Origin of the sequence: Mycobacterium yunnanensis (assembly GCF_025823185.1) — a bacterium.
Taxonomy (GTDB): Bacteria; Actinomycetota; Actinomycetes; order Mycobacteriales; family Mycobacteriaceae; genus Mycobacterium; species Mycobacterium yunnanensis.
On record NZ_JACKVK010000009.1, the window covers coordinates 436,876 to 461,468 of the forward strand.

The 24,593-nt window shown below is 68.6% G+C and carries 28 protein-coding genes; 14 read left to right on the forward strand and 14 right to left on the reverse strand.

Translation table 11 applies throughout. The features are described 5' to 3' along the window. Positions 1–396: 396 nt before the first annotated feature. Together H7K45_RS19075 and aqpZ are read left to right on the forward strand one after the other, a co-directional pair. A complete protein-coding gene (locus H7K45_RS19075; RefSeq protein WP_263997459.1) occupies positions 397–1,812 on the forward strand; it encodes a chloride channel protein in 1,416 nt (471 codons plus the stop codon). A 111-nt stretch (positions 1,813–1,923) separates the two neighbouring features. Further along, positions 1,924–2,691 (forward strand): aquaporin Z, encoded by a 768-nt coding sequence (gene aqpZ, locus H7K45_RS19080; RefSeq protein ID WP_263997460.1) that lies wholly within the window; start codon positions 1,924–1,926, stop codon positions 2,689–2,691. A 72-nt stretch (positions 2,692–2,763) separates the two neighbouring features. Here aqpZ and H7K45_RS19085 read toward each other — a convergent pair whose 3' ends face one another. After that, positions 2,764–3,306, reverse strand: a complete 543-nt coding sequence (locus H7K45_RS19085) for a Dps family protein (protein WP_263997461.1) — start codon at positions 3,304–3,306, stop codon at positions 2,764–2,766. A 110-nt stretch (positions 3,307–3,416) separates the two neighbouring features. Here H7K45_RS19085 and H7K45_RS19090 point away from each other — a divergent pair, with 110 nt between their 5' ends. Continuing rightward, a complete protein-coding gene (locus H7K45_RS19090) occupies positions 3,417–4,064 on the forward strand; it encodes a DUF2461 domain-containing protein (RefSeq protein WP_263997462.1) in 648 nt (215 codons plus the stop codon). On the opposite strand, the gene H7K45_RS19095 is transcribed toward H7K45_RS19090, so the two are convergent. Together H7K45_RS19095 and H7K45_RS19100 are read right to left on the reverse strand one after the other, a co-directional pair. After that, positions 4,061–4,921 carry a DNA-3-methyladenine glycosylase family protein gene (locus tag H7K45_RS19095; protein WP_263997568.1) on the reverse strand — a complete coding sequence of 287 codons (861 nt, stop codon included), beginning with the start codon at positions 4,919–4,921 and terminating at the stop codon, positions 4,061–4,063. The two genes, H7K45_RS19090 and H7K45_RS19095, sit on opposite strands and share 4 nt — an antisense overlap. Positions 4,922–4,978: 57 nt before the next feature. Beyond that, the gene (locus tag H7K45_RS19100; protein ID WP_263997463.1) at positions 4,979–5,350 is read right to left on the reverse strand and encodes a DUF427 domain-containing protein; all 372 of its coding nucleotides are present in this window, start codon (positions 5,348–5,350) and stop codon (positions 4,979–4,981) included. A 60-nt stretch (positions 5,351–5,410) separates the two neighbouring features. Between H7K45_RS19100 and H7K45_RS19105 the strand changes: the two genes are divergently transcribed. Further along, positions 5,411–5,875, forward strand: a complete 465-nt coding sequence (locus tag H7K45_RS19105) for an SRPBCC family protein (protein ID WP_263997464.1) — start codon at positions 5,411–5,413, stop codon at positions 5,873–5,875. On the opposite strand, the gene H7K45_RS19110 is transcribed toward H7K45_RS19105, so the two are convergent. After that, entirely contained in the window at positions 5,872–7,242 is a 1,371-nt protein-coding gene (locus H7K45_RS19110; RefSeq protein ID WP_263997465.1) for an NAD(P)/FAD-dependent oxidoreductase, read from the reverse strand. The two genes, H7K45_RS19105 and H7K45_RS19110, sit on opposite strands and share 4 nt — an antisense overlap. A gap of 40 nt (positions 7,243–7,282) precedes the next feature. Continuing rightward, positions 7,283–7,441 carry a hypothetical protein gene (locus H7K45_RS19115; RefSeq protein WP_263997466.1) on the reverse strand — a complete coding sequence of 53 codons (159 nt, stop codon included), beginning with the start codon at positions 7,439–7,441 and terminating at the stop codon, positions 7,283–7,285. Positions 7,442–7,510: 69 nt separating this feature from the next. On the opposite strand from H7K45_RS19115, the gene H7K45_RS19120 reads away from it, so the two are divergent. Then, the gene (locus tag H7K45_RS19120) at positions 7,511–10,057 is read left to right on the forward strand and encodes a DEAD/DEAH box helicase (RefSeq protein ID WP_263997467.1); all 2,547 of its coding nucleotides are present in this window, start codon (positions 7,511–7,513) and stop codon (positions 10,055–10,057) included. A 121-nt stretch (positions 10,058–10,178) separates the two neighbouring features. After that, positions 10,179–10,646, forward strand: a complete 468-nt coding sequence (locus H7K45_RS19125; RefSeq protein ID WP_263997469.1) for a DUF4262 domain-containing protein — start codon at positions 10,179–10,181, stop codon at positions 10,644–10,646. Here the strand turns inward: H7K45_RS19125 and H7K45_RS19130 are convergent, their stop codons facing one another. Next, positions 10,647–11,345 (reverse strand): SDR family NAD(P)-dependent oxidoreductase, encoded by a 699-nt coding sequence (locus H7K45_RS19130; RefSeq protein ID WP_263997471.1) that lies wholly within the window; start codon positions 11,343–11,345, stop codon positions 10,647–10,649. Positions 11,346–11,501: 156 nt separating this feature from the next. Here H7K45_RS19130 and H7K45_RS19135 point away from each other — a divergent pair, with 156 nt between their 5' ends. Genes H7K45_RS19135 through H7K45_RS19145 form a run of 3 tightly spaced genes read left to right on the forward strand, consistent with a single transcriptional unit; the run spans position 11,502 to position 13,412 of the window. Continuing rightward, on the forward strand, positions 11,502–12,341 hold the full coding sequence (locus tag H7K45_RS19135; protein WP_263997472.1) for an SH3-like domain-containing protein: 840 nt from the start codon (positions 11,502–11,504) through the stop codon (positions 12,339–12,341). 10 nt (positions 12,342–12,351) lie between these two features. Continuing rightward, positions 12,352–13,068 (forward strand): thiocyanate hydrolase subunit gamma, encoded by a 717-nt coding sequence (gene scnC, locus H7K45_RS19140; RefSeq protein WP_263997473.1) that lies wholly within the window; start codon positions 12,352–12,354, stop codon positions 13,066–13,068. 2 nt (positions 13,069–13,070) lie between these two features. Continuing rightward, entirely contained in the window at positions 13,071–13,412 is a 342-nt protein-coding gene (locus tag H7K45_RS19145; RefSeq protein WP_263997475.1) for a thiocyanate hydrolase, read from the forward strand. Positions 13,413–13,415: 3 nt separating this feature from the next. Here the strand turns inward: H7K45_RS19145 and H7K45_RS19150 are convergent, their stop codons facing one another. Both H7K45_RS19150 and H7K45_RS19155 read right to left on the reverse strand, forming a co-directional pair. Further along, the gene (locus H7K45_RS19150) at positions 13,416–14,438 is read right to left on the reverse strand and encodes an NAD-dependent epimerase/dehydratase family protein (protein WP_263997476.1); all 1,023 of its coding nucleotides are present in this window, start codon (positions 14,436–14,438) and stop codon (positions 13,416–13,418) included. After that, a complete protein-coding gene (locus H7K45_RS19155) occupies positions 14,435–14,944 on the reverse strand; it encodes a nuclear transport factor 2 family protein (protein ID WP_263997477.1) in 510 nt (169 codons plus the stop codon). The genes H7K45_RS19150 and H7K45_RS19155 overlap by 4 nt, the downstream gene beginning before the upstream one ends. An 80-nt stretch (positions 14,945–15,024) precedes the next feature. On the opposite strand from H7K45_RS19155, the gene msrB reads away from it, so the two are divergent. Both msrB and msrA read left to right on the forward strand, forming a co-directional pair. Then, the gene (msrB, locus tag H7K45_RS19160; protein WP_372512580.1) at positions 15,025–15,519 is read left to right on the forward strand and encodes a peptide-methionine (R)-S-oxide reductase MsrB; all 495 of its coding nucleotides are present in this window, start codon (positions 15,025–15,027) and stop codon (positions 15,517–15,519) included. Then, positions 15,516–16,028 carry a peptide-methionine (S)-S-oxide reductase MsrA gene (gene msrA / locus H7K45_RS19165; RefSeq protein ID WP_263997479.1) on the forward strand — a complete coding sequence of 171 codons (513 nt, stop codon included), beginning with the start codon at positions 15,516–15,518 and terminating at the stop codon, positions 16,026–16,028. The genes msrB and msrA overlap by 4 nt, the downstream gene beginning before the upstream one ends. A 20-nt stretch (positions 16,029–16,048) precedes the next feature. On the opposite strand, the gene H7K45_RS19170 is transcribed toward msrA, so the two are convergent. Then, on the reverse strand, positions 16,049–17,392 hold the full coding sequence (locus tag H7K45_RS19170; RefSeq protein ID WP_263997480.1) for a cytochrome P450: 1,344 nt from the start codon (positions 17,390–17,392) through the stop codon (positions 16,049–16,051). A 100-nt stretch (positions 17,393–17,492) separates the two neighbouring features. On the opposite strand from H7K45_RS19170, the gene H7K45_RS19175 reads away from it, so the two are divergent. Further along, positions 17,493–18,110 carry a TetR/AcrR family transcriptional regulator gene (locus H7K45_RS19175; protein WP_263997481.1) on the forward strand — a complete coding sequence of 206 codons (618 nt, stop codon included), beginning with the start codon at positions 17,493–17,495 and terminating at the stop codon, positions 18,108–18,110. On the opposite strand, the gene H7K45_RS19180 is transcribed toward H7K45_RS19175, so the two are convergent. Beyond that, complete coding sequence (locus tag H7K45_RS19180) at positions 18,097–18,666, reverse strand: TetR/AcrR family transcriptional regulator (protein WP_263997482.1); 570 nt, start codon at positions 18,664–18,666, stop codon at positions 18,097–18,099. The genes H7K45_RS19175 and H7K45_RS19180 overlap by 14 nt on opposite strands. 53 nt (positions 18,667–18,719) lie before the next feature. On the opposite strand from H7K45_RS19180, the gene H7K45_RS19185 reads away from it, so the two are divergent. Further along, positions 18,720–19,394, forward strand: coding sequence for a class I SAM-dependent methyltransferase (locus tag H7K45_RS19185; RefSeq protein ID WP_263997483.1), 675 nt, complete (start codon positions 18,720–18,722; stop codon positions 19,392–19,394). Between the two features lie 70 nt (positions 19,395–19,464). Here H7K45_RS19185 and H7K45_RS19190 read toward each other — a convergent pair whose 3' ends face one another. Beyond that, on the reverse strand, positions 19,465–20,232 hold the full coding sequence (locus tag H7K45_RS19190) for a DUF2127 domain-containing protein (protein WP_263997484.1): 768 nt from the start codon (positions 20,230–20,232) through the stop codon (positions 19,465–19,467). 143 nt (positions 20,233–20,375) lie between these two features. Here H7K45_RS19190 and H7K45_RS19195 point away from each other — a divergent pair, with 143 nt between their 5' ends. Beyond that, a complete protein-coding gene (locus H7K45_RS19195) occupies positions 20,376–21,452 on the forward strand; it encodes a GGDEF domain-containing protein (RefSeq protein WP_263997485.1) in 1,077 nt (358 codons plus the stop codon). A 7-nt stretch (positions 21,453–21,459) separates the two neighbouring features. Here H7K45_RS19195 and mmpH read toward each other — a convergent pair whose 3' ends face one another. Genes mmpH through manT form a run of 3 tightly spaced genes read right to left on the reverse strand, consistent with a single transcriptional unit; the run spans position 21,460 to position 24,479 of the window. Beyond that, positions 21,460–22,530, reverse strand: a complete 1,071-nt coding sequence (gene mmpH, locus H7K45_RS19200) for an MMP endo-(1,4)-3-O-methyl-alpha-D-mannosidase (RefSeq protein WP_263997486.1) — start codon at positions 22,528–22,530, stop codon at positions 21,460–21,462. Between the two features lie 3 nt (positions 22,531–22,533). Further along, positions 22,534–23,250: a class I SAM-dependent methyltransferase gene (locus H7K45_RS19205; protein WP_263997487.1), complete on the reverse strand. Its 717-nt coding sequence runs from the start codon at positions 23,248–23,250 to the stop codon at positions 22,534–22,536. After that, the gene (gene manT, locus H7K45_RS19210; protein WP_263997488.1) at positions 23,244–24,479 is read right to left on the reverse strand and encodes an MMP alpha-(1->4)-mannosyltransferase; all 1,236 of its coding nucleotides are present in this window, start codon (positions 24,477–24,479) and stop codon (positions 23,244–23,246) included. The genes H7K45_RS19205 and manT overlap by 7 nt, the downstream gene beginning before the upstream one ends. Positions 24,480–24,593: the final 114 nt, after the last annotated feature.

Genomic DNA, 24,593 nt, shown 5'->3' on the forward strand with positions numbered 1-24,593 from the left:
ACCCAGGATGTTGCCGCACAGTTTGCTGTGGAGATTCATAACGACCATGTTCTCGCGACATACCGAGGTAAGAAATTTGCTGGCAATTGGTTTGCGGGCCAGACTACCGTGTCCACGGCCGCCCCGCGGGGGTTCGCACGCGACACCCGCCGACCACGGCCGCAGCCGATGCCGACCACCAGGTCAGTGCACGGTCCAATCCTCCTGCGCCACAACCCATTCCGCCTCGATGTCGGAAATCCCGCTCGTCGGCGCGCAGACCACGCGTCGACGCGGCGACCACGAAGACCGCGTGCCCTAGCTCCCCACCCCCTCGTCGAGGGTCCACCGCCTGTGGCCAACGACGCACTTCGGCGGGTCCCCTGGACGCCCATTTCCCGCTGTTAGCATCCGCGCATGACCCAGGCTGGCAGCACCGGCGGCTGGCTCGGCGCCGTCGTCCGAAACTCGGGCTATCTGCGCAAATGGTTGATCCTTGGCATCGCGATCGGCGTCATCGCCGGCCTGGGCGCTGTGGTCTTCTACTTGGCGCTGGAGTACGCCGGGGAGTTCCTGCTCGGCGATCTCGGCGGCTATCGACCGCCCGCGGCAGCAGCCGAAGGAGGGGAACGGGGGTCCATCGGCTTCAGCCGGGCCTGGGCCATTCCGCTGGTCACCTTCGGCGGTGCGCTGATCTCGGCGCTGCTGGTCGCCAAGTTCGCCCCAGAAGCCGCCGGGCACGGCACCGACAGTGCGATCGAAGCCGTCCACACCGATCCCCGGTCCATCCGGTCGCGGGCGGTCCTGGTGAAGCTGGTGTCCAGCGCACTGACGATCGGCTCGGGCGGTTCGGCCGGCCGCGAAGGCCCGACCGCACAGATCTCGGCGGGCTTCGGCTCGCTGCTGGCACGCCGACTGGACCTGTCCGACGTCGACGGACGCGTCGCGGTGTCCCTTGGCATCGGGTCCGGTATCGGCGCCATCTTCGGTGCGCCGCTGGGCGGTGCCGTCCTGGCGGCGTCCATCGTCTACCGGGAGGACTTCGACTACCGCGCGCTGGTCCCCGGGTTCATCACCTCCGGCACCGCGTACGCGGTCTACGGCTCCTTGCTCGGCTTCGACCCACTGTTCGGCTTCGTAGCCCGCGACTACCAGTTCGTGCCCACCCAGCTGGGGTGGTTCCTGCTGATCGGCGTCGTCTCGGCGGGTGTCGGCTACCTCTACGCGAAGGTGTTCTACGGCACCGTCGCGCTGACGAAGCGCCTGCCGGGCGGCCAAGTGCTCAAGCCCGCCGTCGGCGGACTGCTCGTCGGGCTGCTCGCGTTGCTCGTCCCGCAAGTCCTGGCCAGCGGGTACGGCTGGGTTCAGCTGGCGTCGGCGCGCGACACGCTGATGACCATTCCGCTGTGGATCGTGCTTATCCTGCCCTTTGCCAAGATCCTCGCCACGTCGCTGTCGATCGGCACCGGTGGCTCCGGCGGCATCTTCGGCCCCGGCATGGTGATCGGCGGGTTCGTCGGCGCGGCGATCTGGCGACTGGCCGATCTGGCCGGGCTGCCCGCACTTCCCGGTGGCCCGGGCGTCTTCGTGGTGGTGGCCATGATGGCGTGCTTCGGCAGCATTGCCCACGCACCGCTTGCGTTGATGCTGATGGTGGCCGAGATGACGGGGTCGTTCTCGGTGCTGCCCGGCGCGATGATCACCGTCGGTATCGCCTACTTGCTCATCACGCGCAGCAACGTCTCGATCTACGAATCCCAGCGAATCAACCGCGAGAGCGCCGAGGCCGAACGGCGCGGCGAGGCGAAGATCGTCAAGGACGAGTTCGAATAGCCCGGTCACCATCGGGACAAGGTTCGGCATCGACGGTTCCCATGGTGTTTGGTCGCGTGTGATGCTGGCGGAACGGGCAGTTCAACGACGTGCTGCCGAGGGAGGCCCCCCATGACCGCACCCACCATGCCGCACCGCCTGGCAGCCGAGTTCATCGGAACGTTCTGGCTCGTACTCGGTGGATGCGGCAGCGCCGTATTCGCCGCGAAGTTCCCGTCCGACGGAACAGCGCTCGGCATCGGATTCCTTGGCGTGTCGCTGGCATTCGGTCTGACCGTCCTGACAGGCGTCTACGCCTTCGGCACGATCTCCGGTGGCCACTTCAACCCCGCCGTGACACTGGGTGCCGCGATCGCGCGGCGGGTGGAGTGGAAGGCGTTGCCCGCGTACTGGATTGCCCAGGTGATCGGCGGAGTCGTTGCCGGCGGCGTCATCTACGTGATCGCCTCGGGCAAGGCCGGCTGGAGCGCCACGGGCAACATGGCCGCCAACGGATATGGCGACCACTCCCCCGGCGGTTATTCGATGGTCGCGGTGCTCATCGCCGAGGTGGTCCTGACGGCGATCTTCCTACTCGTCATCCTCGGCTCCACCGATGACCGCGCCCCAAGGGGTTTCGCGGGTCTGGCGATCGGCCTGACCCTCACCCTCATCCACCTCGTCTCGATCCCCATCTCGAACACGTCGGTCAATCCGGCACGGTCGACGGCGGTGGCATTCTTCAACGGCGCCGGCGCACCGGCCCAGCTCTGGCTGTTCTGGTTGGCACCGTTGGTTGGCGCGGCCGTCGCCGGGGCGGCATACCCACTTCTGTTCGGCCGCAACGAAGAACTCGCCGACCGTCCGGTTCGCGACGACAAGTTGGAGGAGGTGAACTGAGCCACGCACGCCACGGGCCCGCACCCGAGGAGGATGCGGGCCCGCTGCGGCTGTTGGCTCAGCCGGTGATCGCTACGCCTTGGCCTTCTTGGCCGCGCCCTTCTCGGTGCTGGCTCCCTCGTTGGCCAGCTCTCCGCCGGCGTTCTCGAGGTGCGCCCGCACGAACCACTGGAACTTCTCCAGCTCGGCGGCGTGACCGATCAGCATGTCCTGGGACACGGGGTCGAGCTCCTCGAGCGTCTCGATGGCCTTGCGCGTGTCCTCGTTGACCCCGTTGTAGACCAGGTCCAGTGCGGCCAGGTGCGACAGCACGGTGTCGCGGCCCACCGAGTAGTCGTCCCACGTGCGGTCCTCGAGGATCGCGCCCGGCGTGCCCTTCGGGGACGCGCCCAGCGTGGCGATGCGCTCGGCAGCCTCGTCGGCATAGCCACGAACCAGTTCGACCTGCGGGTCGATCATTTCGTGAACCCCGATGAAGTTCGGGCCGACGACGTTCCAGTGCACGTGCTTCAACGTCAGGTGCAGGTCGTTGTAGGTGCTCAGTTGCTTCTGCAGCAGAGTGGCGACCTCGCCGGCGTCCTTGTCGGACATACCCGGAATCGTGAAACCAGCCATGCGTCGTATCTCCCTTTAATCTCGATCGCGTATTCGAGATGACTCCTACCCACCCGCACTCCGGGTTACACCCTTCCGGCCCCGGCGATCACGTCGCTACGCTCGGCCTCGTGACTGAGCCGACGGGCGGGTTCGCGGGTTTCCCAGAAGCCGCACTCGACTTCTACGACGACTTGGAGATGGACAACACCAAGTCGTTCTGGGAGGCGCATCGCGACGTCTACCTGACCTGCGTCAAGGCACCGACCACCGCGCTGGTGACCGCCCTCGAGCCCGAGTTCGGCACTGCCAAGGTCTTTCGCCCGTTTCGCGACGTCCGGTTCGCCAAGGACAAGACGCCGTACAAGACCCACCAGGGCGCGTACGTGGGGGCGGGCCCCGCGTGCGGGTGGTACGTGGAGATCGCCGCCCGCGGGGTGCGTACCGGGGCGGGCTTCTACGACGCGAGCTCGTCGGATCTGGCGAGGATCCGCGCGTCGATCGTCAACGAGCTGACCGGAGACCAACTGGTCAAGATCCTGGCGAAGCTGACCCGGGCGGGCTTCACCGTCGGCGGTGACCGCCTCAAGACCTCACCGCGGGGTTTCGACGCCGACCATCCCCGCATCGACCTGCTGCGGCATCGCTCGCTGACGATCACCAAGGAGTACGGCTTCGAGCCGATCATCCACACCCCGGCGTTCGTCGACGCGGTCAGGGCGGACTGGCGTGCGGCCCGGCCGCTGGTCGAATGGGTGGCCGCCCGCCTTGGCGACTAGAGCGCCCGCAGGTTCGGGATGGCCATCCGCGCGCCGAATCGCGGGTTGCGGGCCAGCCCGCTGACCTCCAGCAGCCGAACCGCCCGAAACCGGTGCGGCCGAAGCGGTTCCAGCAGGCGGATCATCTCCTCGTCGTCGATCCGGTGCCCCAGCAACGTCGACCCGACCACGTTGGACAGGTGGTAGTCCCCGATCGACAACGCGTCGGCGTCACCCCAGGCCCGTTGGGCGACCTCGGCGGCCGTCCAGATCCCCACCCCGGGCAGCGTCATCAACGCGGTGCGCGCGGCCTCGGGCGGCCGCGTCGAGAGACGCTCGACCGCGTCCGCGCGCTGGGCGCACCCCACCAGTGTCCTGGCCCGACCCGGGTCGACGTTGGCGAGGTGGAACTCCCACGACGGGATGCGCCGCCACACGTCGGCCGACGGCGGGACCCGCATGCGGTCCGGAGCCGGACCCGGCGCGGGCGCACCAAATTTCGTCACCAGCAGCCGCCAGGCCCGAAACGCGTCCTTGCCCGCCACCCGCTGTTCGAGCACGGCCGGAACGAGCGCCTCGAGCACCTGACCGGTGCGGCCGAGGCGAAGGTGCGGCACCCTGCGGTGGGCCGCGGCGATCGTGGGTTCCTCGGGGGCGAACCCGCTCGGGTCGTCGTCCACCCCGAGCAGCGCCGGCAGCCGGTCGAGGAACTCCGAAGCCCCGGCCCCCCATGCCTCGCACTCCACGATGCTGCGCGCCGACGTCACGATGCGCGCAGTCACCGGCCCGCTGGGCAGCAGACTCGTCTTCCAGATGGCCCCGTCGACGGTGCGATAGCACGGGTCACCCGGACCACGGCGTTGCGGCGACAGCGTCATCGCCGGGCTGGCGGGCCCGGAGAAGGTGACGCTGGCGTGACTGGACACCGCCAAAGATTATCCGACGACGACGTCGGCCTTGTTGGCGTAGAAGGCCACATGACCTGCGATGGGGGCGACCGCGTCGTACGGCTGCTCGTAGGTCCAGATGACGTCGTCGACCGTCTGCCCGCCGGCGCTGACGTGGTAGTAGCTCGCCTCGCCCTTGTACGGGCAGTAGGTGGTGGTGTCGCTGCGTACGAGCGCCGAGGGCACCACGTCGGACAGGGGCACGTATTGCACGCTCGGATACGTCGACTCCTGCAGAGTCAGCGCGGCGTCGGTCTCGGCGACCACTTCGCCGTTCACCGTGACGACGACGTGCGCGCCGGTCGGGGTGACGGTGATGGGGTGCTCTCGGGTGGGCTGAAGGATCGTACGTTCGCTCATGACCCACCCAACGTTTGCGAAGGGGTCAATGTTTCCGAGGCGGCTCGCTACCATCGCGCCATGAGCGAACCCACCGCCAAGGCATCGGTGACCATCGCGGCCAGCTGCGCCGACGTGTACGGGCTCATCACCGACCTGCCGACCATGGCCACGCTGGCCGAGGAGGCCGACGCGATGCGGTGGCACCGGGGCGAGCCCGCCACCCCCGGCGCGGTGTTCAAGGGACACAACGCCAATGGCGCCAAGTCGTGGACCACGACGTGCACCGTCACCCACGCCGAGCCCGGCCGGGTGTTCGCCTTCGACGTCAAGCACACGATGATCCCCATCGCGCACTGGCGCTACGACATCGAACCCGTCGACGGCGGATGTCGCGTCACCGAGCAGACCTGGGACCGTCGGCCTGGCTGGTTCCGCAAGCCAGGGGGCATCGCCACGGGCGTCTCGGACCGGACGTCGGAGAACGCGAAGAACATCGAGTTGACGCTGCAGCGCCTGAAGGCCGCGGCAGAGGCCAGGGCCTAGGGCTTGCCGGTGATCCGGTCGGCGACCTTGGCGATCGGCGAGGTGGTGGTACGCCCGCCGAACTCGTGCCGGTCGGCGGCCTTGTACGCCAGGTAGAGGCTGCGCACGCCGAGCCATCGCAGCGGCTCGGGCTCCCACTTCCGTGACCGGTGCCCCACCCATGCCAGCTCCGTGCGCGGGGTCTTCTCGCCACGTACCAGGTCAGCCAGCGTGCGCCCGGCCAGGTTGGTCGCGGTGACGCCGTGGCCCACGTAGCCACCGGCCCAGCCCAGCCCCGACGAGCGGTCGAAGTTCACCCCCGCCGACCAGTCCCGGGGCACCGCCAGCACGCCGCACCACCCGTGCGCGATCGGCACGTCGCGCACCTGAGGCAGGACATCGTGCAGCACGGCGGTCAGCTCCCGAATCGTGCGAGAAGGCACGTGGCCGTCGAGGTCGGTGCGCGAGCCGTAGCGGTAGGGCACGCTGCGCCCGCCGATGGCGATGCGGTCGTCGACGGTGCGCTGGGCGTAGAAGAATCCGTGCGCCATGTCGCCGACCGTCTCGCGACCGGCCCACCCAATGGCATCCCACACCTGCGGTGCGATCGGCTCGGTGGCGACCAGTGAGCTGTTCATCGGCAACCACTGCCGCTTGAGACTCGGCAGCCCCGCGGTGAAGCCCTCCGTGGCACGCAGGACGACCGGCGCCCGGACGGTGCCGCGCGGCGTGGTGGCCCGCCCGGCGGCTATCTCCGTCACCGGGGACATCTCGTAGACGTCGACGCCGAGGCGTTCCACGACGTCGGCCAGCCCGCGGGCCAGTGCCGCCGGCTGGATGCGCGCACAGTGCGGCGTGTGATAGGCCGCGACCACGCGGGAGAACCGAATGCGTTGCGCCGCTTCGTCACTCGTCAACTCGGCGTAGTCGGTCGCGCCCCAGCTGCGTTCCTCGGCCATCCGCTCGGCGAGGCGCTGGGCTTGGGCGGCGTTGCGCGCGATCTGCAGGGTGCCGCCCTTGACGATGCCTGCGTCCACGCCCTCGCGGGCGGCCACGTCGACGACTTCGTCGATGGCCTCGTTGAGCGCCCGCTGCCACGCCACGACGGCGTCGCGGCCGCGCTCGCGGGCCATCGCGTGCCGGTCGCCCGGGGCCATTCCGGAGAGCCAACCACCGTTGCGGCCCGACGCACCGAACCCGGCGAACCGCGCCTCCAGAACGGTCACGCGCAGTGACGGGTCGGCGCGCTTCAGGTAATAGGCCGTCCACAGTCCGGTGAAGCCGGCGCCGACGATGCAGACGTCGGCGTCACGGTCACCCGGCAGCGCCGTGCGCGGTGCGGGGATCTTGTCGAACCAGTGGGAGACGTGGCCGTTGACGGTAGGCACCACGAGAGTCTGTCAGAGCACCTCGGAGGCCGCTTGGGGACTAGTCGCGGTCCTGCCAGCTGCCGTGCTCGGCACAACCGTCATGCCAGCAGGACGGCCCACGGCGGGACTCCGGCCGGTTGCCGACCTGCACCACGCGGTAATAGGTCGGACGGCCGCAGACGCACGTCTGGCCGGTGTACTCGTTTCGCCTGGACATGGGGAGGGGGATGCCCTCGCGGGCACGGAATTACTCCAAGTCGGTCCGGTCGGGCAGGCTGGACCCACGATGACCACCCCTGCAGCCCTCCTGCCCGACCCGAGCGACCTGTCCACGCTGCGCGCCAAGGGCGCCGATCCCGACGAGCTGTTTGCCTCGTTCGCCGCGTGGGCCGAGGCGAGCGGCACCGTCCTGTACCCCGCCCAGGAAGAGGCGCTCATCGAGGTGGTCAGTGGCGCGAACGTCATCCTGGCCACCCCGACCGGCTCGGGTAAGTCGCTGGTCGCCACCGGGGCGCTGTACGCGGCGCTCGCCGGCGGCCGGCGCAGTTACTACACCGCGCCCATCAAGGCCTTGGTGAGCGAGAAGTTCTTCGCGCTCTGCGACGTGTTCGGGGCGGCCAACGTCGGAATGCTGACCGGTGACGCGTCGGTCAACGCGGGCGCGCCGATCATTGCGTGCACGGCGGAGGTGCTGGCCAACACCGCACTGCGCGAGGGAGGTGAGACCAACACGGCCGCGGACATGATCGTCATGGACGAATTCCACTTCTACGGCGATCCGGACCGGGGTTGGGCCTGGCAGGTGCCGCTGCTGGAGCTTCCCCGCGCGCAGTTCCTGCTGATGTCGGCCACCCTCGGCGACGTCACGTTCCTGCGGGAGGACCTGAGCAAGCGCACCGGCCGGGCCACCGCACTGGTCGCGGGAGCCGAACGACCCGTACCGCTGCACTACTACTACGCGACCACGCCGATGCACGAGACCATCCAGGATTTGCTCGACACCAAGCAGGCTCCGGTCTACGTCGTGCACTTCACCCAGGCCTCGGCGCTGGAACGCGCCCAGGCGCTGATGAGCGTCAACGTCAGCACGAAGGAGGAGAAGGCCGCCATCGCCGAATTGATTGGTGCCTTTCGCTTTTCGTCGGCGTTCGGGTCGACGCTGTCGCGTCTGGTTCGGCACGGAATCGGCGTCCATCACGCCGGGATGCTGCCGAAGTACCGCCGCCTCGTCGAGCAGTTGGCGCAGGCCGGACTGCTCAAGGTCATCTGCGGGACCGACACCCTCGGCGTCGGCATCAACGTGCCGATCCGCACCGTCGTGTTCTCGGCGTTGTCGAAGTACGACGGCACCCGCACCCGGTTGCTCAACGCCCGGGAGTTCCATCAGATCGCCGGCCGCGCCGGCCGGGCGGGTTACGACACCGCGGGCACCGTCGTGGTGCAGGCGCCCGAGCACGAGGTGGAGAACCTCAAGCAGTTCGCCAAGGTCGCCGACGACCCCAAGAAGCGCCGGAAGTTGGTGCGCCGCAAGGTGCCCGAGGGCATGGTGCCGTGGAGCGAGAAGACCATGACGCGGTTGACGGAGGCCACTCCCGAGCCGCTGGTGAGCAACATGCGGGTGTCGACCGGGATGATCCTCGACGTCGTGGATCGACCGGGCGACCCCTTCGTCGCGATGAGGCGGCTGCTCACCGACAACCACGAGCCGCGCAAGCGTCAACTGCGGCTGATCCGAGAAGCGGTCGGCATCGCCAGGTCGCTGCTGCAGGCCGGGGTGCTGGAACGACTCCCCGAGCCGGAGGCCGACGGGAGGCGTTACCGGCTGACCGTCGACCTGCCGACCGACTTCGCCCTCAACCAACCGCTGTCGACGTTCGCGCTCGCCGCCATCGACGTGCTCGACACCGAATCGGAAACCTTTGCGCTGGAAGTCGTCTCGGTGATCGAGGCGACGTTGGAGGATCCGCGACAGATCCTGTCCGCACAACTGAAGAAGGCTAGGGGTGAGGCCGTCGCCGCGATGAAGGCCGAGGGCATCGAGTACGACGAGCGCATCGCGCTGCTCGACGAGATCACCCACCCGAAGCCGTTGGCCGACGTGCTCGGACACGTCTACGACGTGTATCTGCAGAGCAATCCGTGGGCCGCCGACGGTCAGCTGTCGCCAAAGTCGATCGTGCGCGAGATGTGGGAGCGGGCATTCACGTTCCGCGAGTTCGTCAGCGTGTACGGGTTGACCCGGTCGGAGGGCGCGGTACTGCGTTATCTGTCCGACGCGTTCAAGGCGCTGCGCTCCGGTGTGCCCGCCTCGGCCCGCACCGAGGAGGTGACCGACGTCGTCGAGTGGCTCGGAGAGCTGGTGCGCCAAGTGGATTCGAGCCTGCTCGACGAGTGGGAGCAGCTGACCAGCCCCGACCAGCCACTGAATGCCCCGGTGGCCGTGCCGGCCCGACCGCGTCCGTTGACGGGCAACGAGCGGGCCTTCACGGCAATGGTCCGCAACGCCCTCTTCCGCCGGGTCGAACTCTTCGCCCGCCGCCGGTGGTACGACCTCGGGCAACTCGACGGCGACGCCGGCTGGACCACGGAGCGCTGGGCCGAGATCGGCGACGAGTACTTCGACGAGCACGAGTCGGTGGGCACCGGCGCCGACGCCCGTGGTCCGGCCCTGCTAATCGTGGACCGCCAGCCCGGCCTGTGGGAGGTGCGTCAGATCTTGGACGACCCTGCGGGTGACCGTGATTGGGGCTTCGACGTCGAGGTAGACCTGGAGGCGTCCGACGAGGAGGGCGCGGCGGTGATTCGGATGGTCGACGCGGGGCGGATGGGGTAGCGCCGCCTGTGGATCGATTCGCCACTGTGGATGACGCACCGTCTCAGCGGCTGTGGACGCACCGGCTGTCGGTGCCGCGACGCACGCTCGTGGCACGAATCGACAGAAGGACGGAAACGCCATGTGCTGGCAATGCGACCACCCGGACAAGACACTCGACGACTACCTCGAGCTGATCCGCGACACCATCGCGGCACACGGCTGGGCCGTGCAACACGTCGACGACGCCCGAACACCCTTCTCCTACACCGTCGGGCTGCACTATCGCGGCCTGCCGGAGATCCTGGTGACCGGCCTGCCCCCGAGGGACGCCCGCTGGCTGCTCGACACGTTCGTCAAGCGGATGGTCCCCGGTCGTCGGCCCGTGGCGGGCGACCGGCTCGTGCTGCCCGCCAACACCCGGGTGGAAGTCGTCGACGTGGCGCACCCCGACGCTCACATGGGAATCGCTATCGCCATCGGCGGCTACGACGTCAGCGCCGTCCAATTGGTGTGGGCCGACGGCCGTGGCCGGTGGCCCTGGGCCCCCGGGTTCGACGACGGCAGGCGGCGTCAACCCGTGCTCGGCGCGCGAGCAGTCAGCGCGTGACTACCCCCAGGACGTCTCGCCGTGGCGGTCCACGAAGCGCCCCGAGCGGTGACCGGGACCCTCGGTGGCGAGCGCGACGATGGCGTCGGTGCCCTCGGTGACCGTCTGTGGTCCGGAGTTCGCGTTGATGTCCGTCGCGGTGTAGCCCGGGTCGGCGACGTTGATCCGAATGTCGTTGAATGCCTTGGCGTACTGCGTCGTCAACATGGTCAGCGCGGCCTTGGACGACGTGTACGCCGCCGCCACCATCGACGATTCTGGGCGCGTCGGATCATGCGTGAGCTCAAGGGATCCCATGCCGCTGCCCACGTTGACGACGACCGGGTCGGCCGAGCGCCGCAGCAGGGTCAGGAAGGCGGTGGTCATGCGGACCACGCCGAGAACGTTGACGTCGAACACGGCGTGGAAGTCCGCGGCGGTCAGGTCCGCGGCGTCGGCGTAGGGCCCGGAGACCCCCGCGTTGTTGATGAGCACGTCCACCACGCCTTCGTGGGTCTCGACGTCCTTGGCGGCGGCGGCCACCGACGCGTCGTCGGTGACGTCGACCTGAACGAAGCGGACGCCGAGCGCCTCGGCCGCGGCGGTGCCGAGCGCCGGGTCGCGGGCGCCGAGCAGCACGGTGTGGCCTTGCTCGACGAGTCGGCGTGCGGTCTCGTAGCCCAGGCCCTTGTTGGCTCCGGTGATGAAGGTGACGGTCATCCCCCCATGCTGCCTGAGGGTGGCGGTGAGGCCGTTCCCGGACACCTCGAAATCGCCACCTCGGCAAACGCCCCGGTGCTAGCCTCACGAGACGCAGCCGCTGGCAGTGCAGGGCGCTCGACCATCGGCAGCTTCCGACGGCGGAGGATCAGCGCGATGAGCACTGCGGCCGAACGTGCCACTCAACTCGCCCTCGTCGCACGGCTCAAGTCCTCCTACCCCGAACTTCCCGACGCACCCACGCCGGACCAGCTCGACCATGCCCGGTTCGTCGCCTACATGAAGCCGGTGCACGACGTCGGAGGCGAACCCGACGCTCCCATGAAGTACGAGGACAAGGACTACGAGTACTGGGAGCACATGACCTACGTCATCTGCGAAGTGCTTGCCTGGCGTGGCATTTGGTTGTCCGAGGAGCGGCGCCGGATCGGCAACGTCGACGTCCAGCGGACGGTGTACCTGGGGTTCCCCTACTACGGCAGGTGGCTGCTGTCGGTGGCGCGCGTGCTCGTCGAGAAGCACCTCGTCGGGCTAACGGAACTCACCGAGCGGATGGCCGAGGTGCAGCAGCGCTACGCCGGAGGCTTGCAGGGCAAGACCCTGCGGGCGCAACCGAGATTCGAAGGCGACGGTTCCGGCATCACGCGCAACACCCACATCGTGCACGCGCAGGGCAAGGGCGACCCCCAGGTCTACGCGGGTAGGGCGGGCGCGCCGAAGTTCGCGGTCGGTGATCGCGTGCTCGTCCGCGAGCTGCCCGTGCTGTTCTACACGCGCACACCGGAATACGTGCGCGGGGCGACCGGTGAGATCGCCGCGGTCGCCTACGAGAGTCCCGCCGCCGAGGACGAGACCTGGGACATCCCCGACGCCAAGCCGGAGTGGTTCTACGTCGTGCAGTTCACCATGGCCGAGCTGTGGGACGACTTCAACGGCCCGGCCGCCGACACGCTGCGCACCGAGATCCCCGAGCGCTGGCTGCTCGCCGCCGAGTGAACGGACCGACATGACCGACCACGACCACGACCACGACCACGACCACGACCGCACGGTGAAGCCGATGGTCGACGAGGTCACCGACTTCGAGGTGCTCGAGATCGCGCTGCGTGAACTCTGCATCGAGAAGGGCATCTTCACCGCCGCCGAGCATCGGCTCTTCACCGAGTTCGCCGAGCAGATCGGTCCGACCCCTGCGGCACGGTTGGTCGCCAGGGCGTGGCTCGACCCCGACTTCGCACGCCTCGCCGTCACCGAACCGATGACGGCAAGCAAGGAGGTCGGCGTCGACTGGCTCGAACCCACCGGCTTCGGCACGCCCAGCGACTTCACCGCGTTCCAGATCCTGGCCGACACCCCGACACTGCATCACGTGATCGTCTGTGCCCTGTGCTCCTGCTATCCGCGCCCCATCCTCGGCAACTCACCGGAGTGGTACCGCACGCCGAATTACCGTCGGCGACTGGTGCGATGGCCGCGGCAGGTGCTCTCGGAATTCGGGCTCTACCTCGGCGACGACGTCGAGGTGCGGGTCCAGGACTCCAACCAGAAGCACCGCTTCATGGTCATGCCCGTGCGACCGGCCGGCACCGACGGTTGGACCGAGGACCAGCTGACCGAGATCGTCACCCGCGACTGTCTCATCGGCGTCGCGCTGCCCAAGCCCGGCGTGACCACCAACGTCGTCACCGCGACCCGGCCGGCGACGCACCCGGTCGGGGAATGACGATGGCCGCCGAACCCGACGTGCTGCGAACGATGATCGACGGCGATCACGTCTGGCCCAAGGTGGCCGCCAAGTACGGCGTCGAGAACCCCGTGCCGCCGTGGAAGACCAGCCTGGACGGGCTCTGCGACGCGCTCGACAACGCGGGCTGCGACGCACCGGTGCCCGACTTCAAGGCACGTCGCGACGAGGAGGACGCGCTCTCGGCCACCGTCTATTCCGACCTGCCCTATCCGGAGAGTCAGCTGGTGTCCCTGGCACATTCGCTGCTGGTCCGCGGCGTCATCACCGAAGACGAACTACGGCAACGCATCTCGGTAATTCGTCGGCGGCTCGAAGCCTGAGGGTCAGCCCGTCTGCGTGCTGCGCTTCTTGGCCTCCCGCAGACCCACCCAGAATCGGGCCGCCTCCCGGATGGATTCCTCCAACGGTCGCGGCTGCCAGCCGAGTTCGCGTTTGGCCTTGCTGCAGTCCACGGGTGCCTCGGCCCGCATCAGGCGCAATGAGTCGACCGAGAGCCTTTGGTCGGTGCCCGTGACACGCGCCTTCACGCTGCCCAGCACGGCCATCGCCCAGGCCAGCGCCAACGGGATGGACCGGGTGGGCGGCGGCACGCCGGCGGCCTCGGCAGCGATCCGTACGACGTCGGCGTTGCTGATCATCCTGTCCGAGATCAGGTACCGCTCCCCGACTCGGCCTCGCTCGGCCGCCAGGATCAAAGCCGTTGCCGCATCGTCGATTCCGACGGCCTCCAGTTCGACGCCGCTCATCACGAAGGGCAGCTTGCCAAAGGCGGCGCCCGCGATGATCGCCCCGTGGGGGGTGCGCCCCCAGTCGCCGGCGCCATAGGTCGTGGAGACGCACATGGCGACGGCGGGCAGACCGCGATCCCGTACGTACTGCATGACGAGGTTCTCGGCCCGAACGCGTGACTGGACGTACGGCGTCACGCGGCCGAGGCGGTCGATCACGTCCTCCTCGGTGGCGACCCGGCCGCGCCTGCGTCCCACCGTCGCGTAACTGCTGGTGAAGACGAACCGTCGAAGACCGGCGGCCACGTCGTCGCGGCAGGCCACCTCGAGGACGTTGCGGGTGCCCTCGACGTTGGTGCGGAACAGAGGCGCGGGATCCCGCAGCCAGCCGCGGGTGTCGACGACGCAGTAGTAGACGACGTCACATCCGAGCATCGCCTCGTGCAGGGCGTCGTCGTCCCAGATGTCGCCGACGATGCGCGTCACGTCGAGGTCGTCGATGCCGACGGTCTTGGCTCCGGCTCGCACCATCGCCCGGACGTCGTGGCCGTCGGCCACCAACTGGCGGGTGACGTGCGAACCCAGATATCCGTTGGCGCCGATCACCAGGGCGGTCATCGGGCGCCCCCACCGTAGGTGGCCATCCACTGCGCCGCCTCGTCGGGCAGCGTGCCGAGCTCGTCGGCCTTGCGACACCACTTCACGGTCGCCGCGACGAAGCGCAGGGGGTTGTAGACGTCCTCTTGCCTGCGCCACTTACCGTCACCGGCATAGGTGACGATCGAGATGTTGGTGGCGCTGATGATGGTGCCGTCACCGGGATCGCGCATGGGGTTGTCGAGCTCGCAGATGACGACTCCTCGCGCTTCATCGACGACCGTCCACAGCGACGGGAACGACGTCATGTAGCTGCCGGGGAAGTTCTCCATCGTGCGCCAGATCCAAGGCCGCACCTGCTCGCGGCCGCGCATCGTGCCCGCCGCGTGTTCGACGTAGGTGACGTCCTCGGTGTACTGGTCAACCCATGGATCCCAGTCCCTGGTGGCGGCGGCCCGCCCGACCGTGGCCTCGAATCCGGCGAACGCCTCGACGAGCTCGGCGCGACTGAACGTGGTACCCGTCACGCCACCGACTAGAACACGTTCTACCTGGGTTTGTCGAGCAGTCGACGGGAACTTTTCAGTGGGTGCCGGGGGTTACACGAATGTCTACCCGAGGAGGACCAGTGGCAGCTCCGAAGCAGAGAACCTACGACAAGAACCCGGCCGCGGTGAACGCGCTGTCGCCGGAGCAATACCAGGTGACGCAGAAGAACGGCACCGAGCGGCCGTTCACCGGTGAGTACTGGGACAACCACGAGCCGGGTCTCTACGTCGACGTGGTCTCCGGTGAACCGCTGTTCGCCTCGACCGACAAGTTCGAGAGCGGGTCGGGCTGGCCCAGCTTCACCAAACCGGTCGACGCCGCCAATGTGATCTCCAAGCGCGACTTCAGCCATCTGATGGTGCGCACCGAGGTCCGGTCGGCGCACGGCGACAGTCACCTGGGGCACGTCTTCAACGACGGTCCCCGCGAGGCCGGAGGGTTGCGCTACTGCATCAACTCCGCTTCGCTGAGGTTCGTCCATCTCGACGACCTCGAGGCCGAGGGCTACGGCGAGTACACGACACTGTTCGGCAACCGAGAGGCGAAGGCATGACGACCAAGAAGGCAATCCTGGCAGGCGGCTGCTTCTGGGGGATGCAGGACCTGATCCGCAAGCAGCCGGGCGTGGTGGACACGCGCGTCGGATACACCGGCGGGCAGAACGACCACCCGACCTACCGCAAGCACCCCGGGCACGCCGAGGCCATCGAGATCGTCTACGACCCCGCGCAGACCGACTACCGCGCGCTCCTGGAGTTCTTCTTCCAGATCCACGATCCGACCACCAAGGATCGCCAGGGCAACGACGTCGGCAGCAGCTATCGCTCGGCGATCTTCTACGTCGACGACGAGCAGAAGGCCGTCGCGCTGGACACCATCGCCGACGTGGAGGCTTCTGGCCTGTGGCCGGGCAAGGTGGTCACCGAGGTGACGCCCGCGGTCGAATTCTGGCAGGCCGAGCCCGAGCACCAGGACTACCTGGAGCGGTATCCCAACGGCTACACCTGCCACTTCCCGCGGGCAGGCTGGAAGCTGCCCAAGCGCGAAACCGCCTCGCAGTAGGGCGCTTTCCCCGCGAGGGGTCAGGCCAGGGGGGTGGGGCGGCGGCGGACGATCACGCGGCCGCCCGCCTTCGGCGTGAACGCGACCCCGCGCGAGTGGATCTTCTCGTCGGGCGCGGTGGTGGTCTGGATCTCGAAGTGGCGCAACACCGTTCGCAGGACGACGTCCATCTCGACGTTGGCGAACGCCGCACCGACGCAGCGACGGGTGCCACCGCCGTAGGGGACGAACCCCGGCGTCGCGGGCCGCTTGCCCAGGAAGCGCTCCGGGTCGAACAGCTTGGGCGACGGGAACTCCTGCGGGCGGCCGTGGATGTGCCCCAACGCGACGAAGATCGAGTATCCGCGCGGAATCACGTAGTCGCCGAGTGCGAACGTCGGCGCGTAGACGTGGCGGCCGGCGAAGTCGATGACGGTGCGCGCCCGCTGCGTCTCCAGGATGGTGGCCTGGCGGTATTCGTTGTCCCCGGTGCGCGCCTCGTCCTCCAGTCGACGGAGCACCTGCGGGTGGCGCGACACCCGTTCGAACACCCAGGCCAGCGTCGACGCGGTGGTCTCGTGACCGGCGGCGAGCAATGTCAGCAGCTCGTCGCCGATATCGCGTCGGGACATCGCCGAGCCGTCTTCGTAGGTGCTGCGCAGCAGCAACGTCAGGACGTCGTCACGCTCCTCGAAGTGAGGGTCGGCGGCGACCGAGTCGATCAGCCGCTCGACGACGGCGTCGTACTGGCGCCGGTAGGCGGCGAGCCGACCCCACGGGGTAAGACGCCCGTAGGTGCGCGACGGCGTCGGCAGCACGGCCAGTCTCGATCCCAGCGTGACCCACGGCGGAATGATGCGCCGCAGCTCGTCTAGCTGCTCGCCCTCGGCGCCGAAGACGGCCCGCAGGATGGCGTTGAGCGTGATGCGCATCATCGGTTCGAGCGACTCGAACTGCTGGCCCTCGGGCCACGACGCCGCCTCGCGCAGCGTCTCCTCTTCGAAGATGACCTCGTAGTTCTTGATGCTCTTGCCGTGAAACGGCGGCGTCAGCAGCTTGCGGCGGCGCTTGTGCTCGGCGCCGTCGAGGGCGAACACCGAACCCGAACCCAGGATCCGGCTGAGGTTGGGCTGGATGTTGCCGACGTCGTCGGTGTTGGCCGCGAAGAGTTGCTTGGCCAGCTGCGGCTCGGCGACGGCGACCATGTTGCCGAAGACCGGCACACGCAGCGTGAACGCGTCGCCGTGGCGGCGGGTCATGGCTTCGACCGTGCGGCGCCGGGCTACGACGAACCCCAGGGCCTGGATCGCCTTGGGGAGCCGCGGACTGGGCGGCAGGATCGGCGCCGGCGTCGAGGCTGGCGCTTCGATGGTGGCTTCGCTCATGAAGGGCTCCCCAGATCATGCGGTACCGCGGCGTACCGGCTTTGGTGTAGTACGGTACCGCTTAGTACCGAGCGCGCGCAAGGGTGGAGGTGAACCGACGATGAGTACCGCCACGGTCGACGACACCTCACCGGCCGGTGCGACCGCCTTTCGCCGACGACTCCTCGACGGCCTGGCGGAGTCGATCGCCGAGCGCGGCTACCGAGCGACCACGGTCGCCGACGTGGTCCGGGGCGCCAAGACCTCCAAGCGGACGTTCTACGACGAGTTCGCCAGCAAGGAGGAGTGCTTCGTCGAACTGCTGGGCGCCAACAACGACGACCTGATCGCCGGCATCACCGCCGCCGTCGACGGCGACGCCGCCCCCGAGGTGCAAATCGCCGCCGCCGTCGGCGCGTACGTCGACCACATCGAATCCCGGCCTGCGATCACCCTGAGCTGGATCCGCGAGGCGCCCGCCCTCGGCGATCTGGCCCGCCCGCTCAATCGCGTTGCGATGCAACACCTTACGGACATGCTCGTCGCGATCAGCAACAGTCCCGGTTTCGACGCCGCCGGGTTGGCGCCGATCTCGCGCCCCCTGGCGCTCATCCTGCTCGGCGGTCTCCGCGAGCTGACGGCGCTGCTGGTGGAGGACGGCCAGGACGTCCGGGGCATCGTCGACCCCGCCGTCACCGCGGCCCGAGCCATCCTCGGCCTGCCGATCAGCCGAGGATGAGGCGCGCCGCCTTCTCCAAGCGCTGTGCGATCCACTCGTAGGACGCGTAGCCCATCCCGGCCCGCACCAGCGCTCCGTTGTACAGCATCTCGAGTGAGTCGATGACGTCCTCGTCGACCTGCGGACCCAGCGCCGCCGTCAGCCGCGCCCTGATGTCGACGCCGATGCGCTGACGCAATGCCTCGACGTCGGGATCCCGGCCGAGCAGCGCGCTGGTGACCGCGCCCGCGAACTCCGGCTCGTCGGCGACCAACAGCGCAATGTGCTGCAGCACGTCCACGACGCGGGTGGCCCGGTCGTCGGACTCGTGGGGCGCCGGCGGCGCTGCGGCCAGGCGGCGCCAGAACACCTCGGCGACGAGGTGCTCCTTGGACGAGAAGTAGGTGTAGGCCGTAGCCGCGCCGACCCCCGCCTCGGCGGCCACCCGACGCACGGTCAAGGCGGCGAAGCCGTCGCGGTTGAGGAGGTCGACCGCGGCTCGCCCGAGCCGGTCCACGGTCTCGGCCTGCTTGGCGGTCAGACGGCGCCGAGTCGACTCCAAGGCCGGATCGGACACGTGTCCGGACGCTACTACAACTCGGTGACACCAGCAACGGTAAGTTGGCCGTCATGAGTGCCACCGACACCGCCCTGCCGCCCGCGGCCGCCCGCCTCTTCGCACTCGCCGAGCAGGTCACGGGGTTCATGCCGGCCGACGAGGGCCGCGCGCTCTACGACGCGGCGGTCACCTACCTCGGCGACGGAGTGGGCGTCGAGATCGGCACCTACTGCGGCAAGTCGACGGTGATGCTGGGTGCGGCCGCGCAGCAGACCGGCGGCGTGCTCTACACGATCGACCATCACCACGGCTCCGAGGAGCACCAGCCCGGGTGGGAGTACCACGACACCACCATGGTCGACGACGTCACCGGGCTCTTCGACACCCTGCCGACGCTCCGCCACACCCTCGACGCCGCCGGACTCGACGAGAACGTCGTCGCCGTCGTCGGCAAGTCGTCGCTCGTCGCCCGCTCGTGGCGAACTCCGTTGCGGCTCTTGTTCATCGACGGCGGACACACCGACGCCGCGGCCCAGCAGGACTTCGACGGCTGGGCGCGCTGGGTCGCCGTCGGCGGCTCGCTCGTCATCCACGACGTGTTCCCCAACCCCGACGACGGCGGCCAGGCCCCGTACCGGGTATACCGACGCGCGCTCGACACCGGCTCGTTCCGCGAGGTCTCGGCGATCGGCTCGATGCGGGTCCTGGAGCGCACCTCCGGCACACCCGGTGAGACGCTGCCCTAGTTCGGTCTATGCGCGAGCGGCGGCCCGCTCGACTGCTCCTATGCGCGAGCGGCGGCCCGCTCGACTGCTCCTATGCGCGAGCGGCGGCCCGCTCGACGTCGAGCAGCTGCTCGCCTCGGCGCTCCGCATCGTAGGCCGCGCGGCCGCCGCGGAGGCCGAAGAGGCGCTTGGACACCAGTAGATAGATGACGGCCGCCACGTTGATCACGAAGGCACCCAGGCGCGTCGTGGTGACGCCCTTGGACAGCAGGTCGTACACCTCCAACGGCAGGAACACCGATGTCGCGACCACGGCGAAGTACTCGCCCCAGCGCTTGAGCAACCACAGGCCGACACCCTCCACCAGTTCGATCACCGCGTAGGCGATCAGCGCCGCGGTCAGCAGCGCCAGCGTCGACGGCTTGGCCGCCAAGGCCTTCTCCAGCTCGTGGATCGCGGTCATCTGGTCGACCTTGATGCCGGCGTTGCGCAACAGCGGGAGGTCGCGGTCGAAGGCCGCCTGGATGGACCCCTGCGCGCCGTGAAACTTCCACACCGCGTAGGCCGCCAGCGCGATGACCACCGCACGGATCCAGCGCTCGACCGCCAACGCCCGCAGGATGATCGCCTGCCGCAATGCCTTGCCGCGGATGACCATCGGGGCGTCGTCGGCCGGCCCTCGCCCGTGGGGCGGACCAGGCACGAAGTCGCCGCAGCGCAGGCAGCGCCACACCTCGCCAAGACCCGTCGTCCCGCTGAGCCGCTCGGCCAGAGCCTCGTCGTCCGGGGCGTAGGTCACGTGTCCCCGCCGCGCACACGTGCGCAACTCCCACGTCGCGCGGTCCAAAGCTGTGCCCACCGTGGACTCCTCACTGCCAGTGCGGCGACGCCTCAGGTCGCCCAGCCGACGACGCTACCGACGCTTGCTGGCATTCGTCCCGTCACACGGCATATCCGAGAACTTACGTTCGTGCATAATCGGACACCGGGATTGGGGACGACGTGGCTTCATTCAGCCGATGGTGGTTGCAGCCCAGTCATTACGACTGGCTCAGTGGATACCTGCACGCGCACGGCATCAGTGCGACCGCCCGCGTCATGATGGCCGGAATCTCCGCGTCGCTGGCCCTGTGCCTGGTAGCCCTGGTCGTCGGCACCGACGGCCCCGGCGACGCGGGAGCCATCGCGATGACGTGGACCGCGTTCGCCGGCGGCGTGGCCGGCATGATCCTGTGGACGGTGCGCTGGCCGACCCGCGCTCAGGCGACCGCCTTCGCCATCGTGACCAACACGTCCATCGCGCTGGCCTGCCTGGCCTACCCGGCCCCGATGGCTTCGCTAGTCGGTTGCGTCGCCTTTGCCATCAGCGGCGCCTACATCGCGTTCTTCCTCACCTCGAAGTACGTCGTCTACAACTTCACCGTCGCGGCGGTCGTCGCCGGCTACGCGGCAGGCAGGATGATGGCCGACGGACACGTCGCCCTGGCCGTGGTCGACCTGTTCCTGGTGCTGCAGGTGAACATCGCAATGCCGCTGGCGATCCAGGTGTTGATCCGTGCGCTCGGCGACGACCTCGTCCGGGCCGACCTCGACCCGCTGACCGACCTGTGCAACCGACGGTCGTTCAAGCTCGAGACCATGGGGCTGATCGTCGCCCGGCCGGCCGCCGACATGTTCCTGCTCGTGGCGGTGATCGACCTCGACGACTTCAAGTCCATCAACGACCGCTTCGGTCATCTGGCCGGCGACCGCGTGCTGGTCGAGGTGGCGAAGGCCCTGAGAGCGAGCACGGCCGACACGGCGGTGGTCGCGCGCAGCGGCGGCGAGGAGTTCATCGTGGCCGACACGTCCCATGTCGGCGACGCGGGCCCGCTGGCGCAGCGCATCTGCGAGGCCGTCGCGGACCTCCCGGTGTCCATCACCGCCAGCGTCGGCACCGCATGCGCCCCATTGGAGGACGTGCCCGCCCAGCAGCACGCGGCGATGGTGGACTACCTCGTCGGCGTCGCGGACAAGGCCATGTACAGCGCCAAGCGCAGCGGCGGCAACAGGAGCCACCACCACGGCCCGACGCGCTGAGCGTCGCTCAGCGCCCGAACGACGCGCAGGCGCAGTCGAAGTCGCCCACCAGACCGCGGGGAAGATCGGCGCCGCGGAAAATCCCGTTGCCCAGCGTCGTCGAAGACAAGGCGTCGGCGGCGAGGATCACCGCAGCCCCGGTCCACGTGGTGCGCTCCACCGGCCAGCGCTTGCCGTCGGTGAACACCAGACCCGTCCAGTAGGAGCCGTCCTCCTCGCGAAGGTGCTGCATGGCCGCGAATTGTTCGTGCGCCCGTGCCGAATCGCCAATCGCATCGAGTGCCATCACCAGCTCGCATGTCTCGGCGCCGGTCACCCACGGCCGGTGGTCGACACACCGAATGCCGAGACCGGACACCACGAACCGGTTCCACCGTTCGTCGATGCGCGCGCGGGCGGCGTCTCCGCGCAGCGCCCCGCCCAGCACCGGGTAGTACCACTCCATCGCGTGGTCGTCCTTGAGGTTGAACGCCTCGGGATGCTCGGTGATCGCATGACCGAGGCTGCCGACGGCCACCTCCCACTCCGGCCGGGACTCGCCGAGGCGGTTCGCCAGCGCCAACGCGCAGCGAATGCTGTGGTGAATACTGGCGCACCCGGTCAGCAGCGCCTCCGGGATGATGCCCGAAGGGCCTCTTGCCCAAGCGATTTGGCCACCGTCGAGCTGCATGGTGAGGACGAACTCGACGGCCGCCTCGACGACCGGCCACATGGACCTGGCGAAGCCGAGGTCACCGGTGACCAGCACGTGGTGCCACACGCCCGTGGCGACGTAGGCACAGAAGTTGCTGTCGCTGTTGCCGTCCTCGAGGACGCCGTTGCGCATCTGGATCGGCATCGACCCGTCGTCGCGCTGTACGTCGCGGCACCACTGGAAGGCCGCACGCGCGGGCTCCCACAGTCCGGCCACGGTGAGCGCCATCGCGTTCTCGACGTGGTCCCACGGGTCGGTGTGACCGCCTGCGAACCAGGGCAGCGCACCGGAGGATTCCTGCGTCGCGGCAATGGAGACCGCCGTCTGCCGGCACTGCTCCGGCGTCAACACGCCTGGTATCCCAGGGATGTCATGACGCCGCATGGGTCAGGCCGCCGGCTTTTCGAAGTACAGGGCGACGCTCTTGCCAATCAGGGGATTGAGGAGGGACTCGGCGTTGCGGGTCAACCACGGCCGCGACATCATGTCCCACACCAGCATCTGGTGGTACGCCTTGACGAGCGGATTGTCCGGCTTGTCAACGCCGACAGCGCATTTGAGCCACCAGAACGGCGAGTGCAGCGCATGCGCGTGATGCTGGTGCTCGAATCGCAGCCCCCTGGCGGTGACCTTCTCGAGCAATTCGTCGGCCCGGTAGATACGGATGTGACCGCCCTCGTTGGCGTGGTACTCGCCCGACAGCGCCCAGCACACCTTCTCGGGCAGCCAGCGCGGCACCGTGATGGCAAGTCGGCCACCGGGTTTGAGCACGCGAACCAGCTCGTCGATGGCCGCGTCGTCCTGCGGGACGTGCTCGAGGATCTCCGAGGCAATCACGAAGTCGAAGGTGCCGTCGTCGTACGGCAGGTCGAGCGCGTCACCCTTGACGGCCTCCGCCTTCGCCGACGCGGGCGCCTCGCCCTGTTCCTGCATCGCGTGGAGAATCGCGTCGACGTTGTTGAGTTCGGCGACGTCCTGGTCGAACGCGACGACGTCGGCGCCCCGGCGGAACGCCTCGAACGAATGCCGTCCGGCACCGCATCCCACGTCGATGAGGCTGCTACCCGCACCCACGCCCAACCTGTCGAAGTCGACGGTCAACATGTCTTCACCCGTTTCATCGCGCGTTCGTAGACCGAGACCGTCTGAGCGGCCACGGATTCCCAACTGAAGACGTCGACGGCGCGCGTGCGGCCGTTGGCGCCGAGCCTGCGCAACTCCAACGGGGAGTCGAGCAGTTCACCTAGCACCCTGGTCAGGTCGTCGACGTCGCCGGGCCGTACCAGGCGGGCGCACACGCCGTCCTCGCCGACGACCTCGGGCAATGCGCCGGCGCGACTGGCCACGATGGGCGTACCGCTGGCCATTGCCTCGACCGCAGGCAGCGAAAAGCCTTCGTACAGTGAGGGAATGCAGGCCACCTCGGCCGAGGCGAGCAGGGCCGCCAGCTCCTCGTCGCTCAGACCGCTCGAGCTGTGCACGATGTCGGAGATGCCGAGTTCGGCGATCAGCTTCTCGGTGGGACCGTTGGGCTCCAACTTCGAAACCAACTGGACGTCGAGATCGCGCTCGACCCGCAGCCGCGACACCGCGTGCAGCAGATGGCTGACGCCCTTGAGCGGCACGTCGGCACTCGCGATCGCGATGATGCGGTTGCGCACCCGATTCTCACTGGGCCGGAACAACTCGGTGTTCACCCCGAGCGGCACCACGTGCAACTGCTCGGGGTCGACGTCGAAGTCGTCGGCGATGTCCACGGCCGACGAGGTCGAGACCGTCAGCAGCTCGGGAATCTTGCGGGCCACCTGCTTCTGCATCTCGGCGAACGCGTACCACCGCTTGACCAACGGCTTGCGCCACCACTTCGCGGCGGCGACGTCGACGACGCGGTCGCGGGTGATCGGGTGATGCACGGTGGCGACCACCGGCAACCCCAGCTTGGCCACCTTCAGCAGGGCGTCGCCCAGGCTCTGGTTGTCGTGGACGACGTCGAAGTCGTCGCGCCGCCCGGCGAGGATGCGGGCGACGCGCATGCAGAACGTCTTGGGTTCGGGAAATCCGGCCGTCCACGTCGTGAGGAGCTCGAGCACGTCGACGCGGTCGTGCAACTCTCGAACGTGGGGCACCCGAAACGGGTCGGGCTCCCGGTAGAGGTCCAAGCTGGGCACCTTGGTGAGGCGGACCCGTGGGTCCAGACCCTCCGGGTAGGGCTGCCCCGAGAACACCTCCACGTCGTGGCCGAGCTCGACGAGACCGCGACTCAGGTGACGGACGTAGACGCCCTGCCCGCCGCAATGGGTCTTGCTTCGATACGACAGAAGCGCAATCCGCATGGCTAGCTCACCGCGGCCAGAGTGGGAATCTGCGCTCTGGACATGTGTCCAGACTATAGTTTGACCGGCTAGCTGCCGCAACGCGGCGTCGTCGCCCGGCCGGGAGCACCGCCC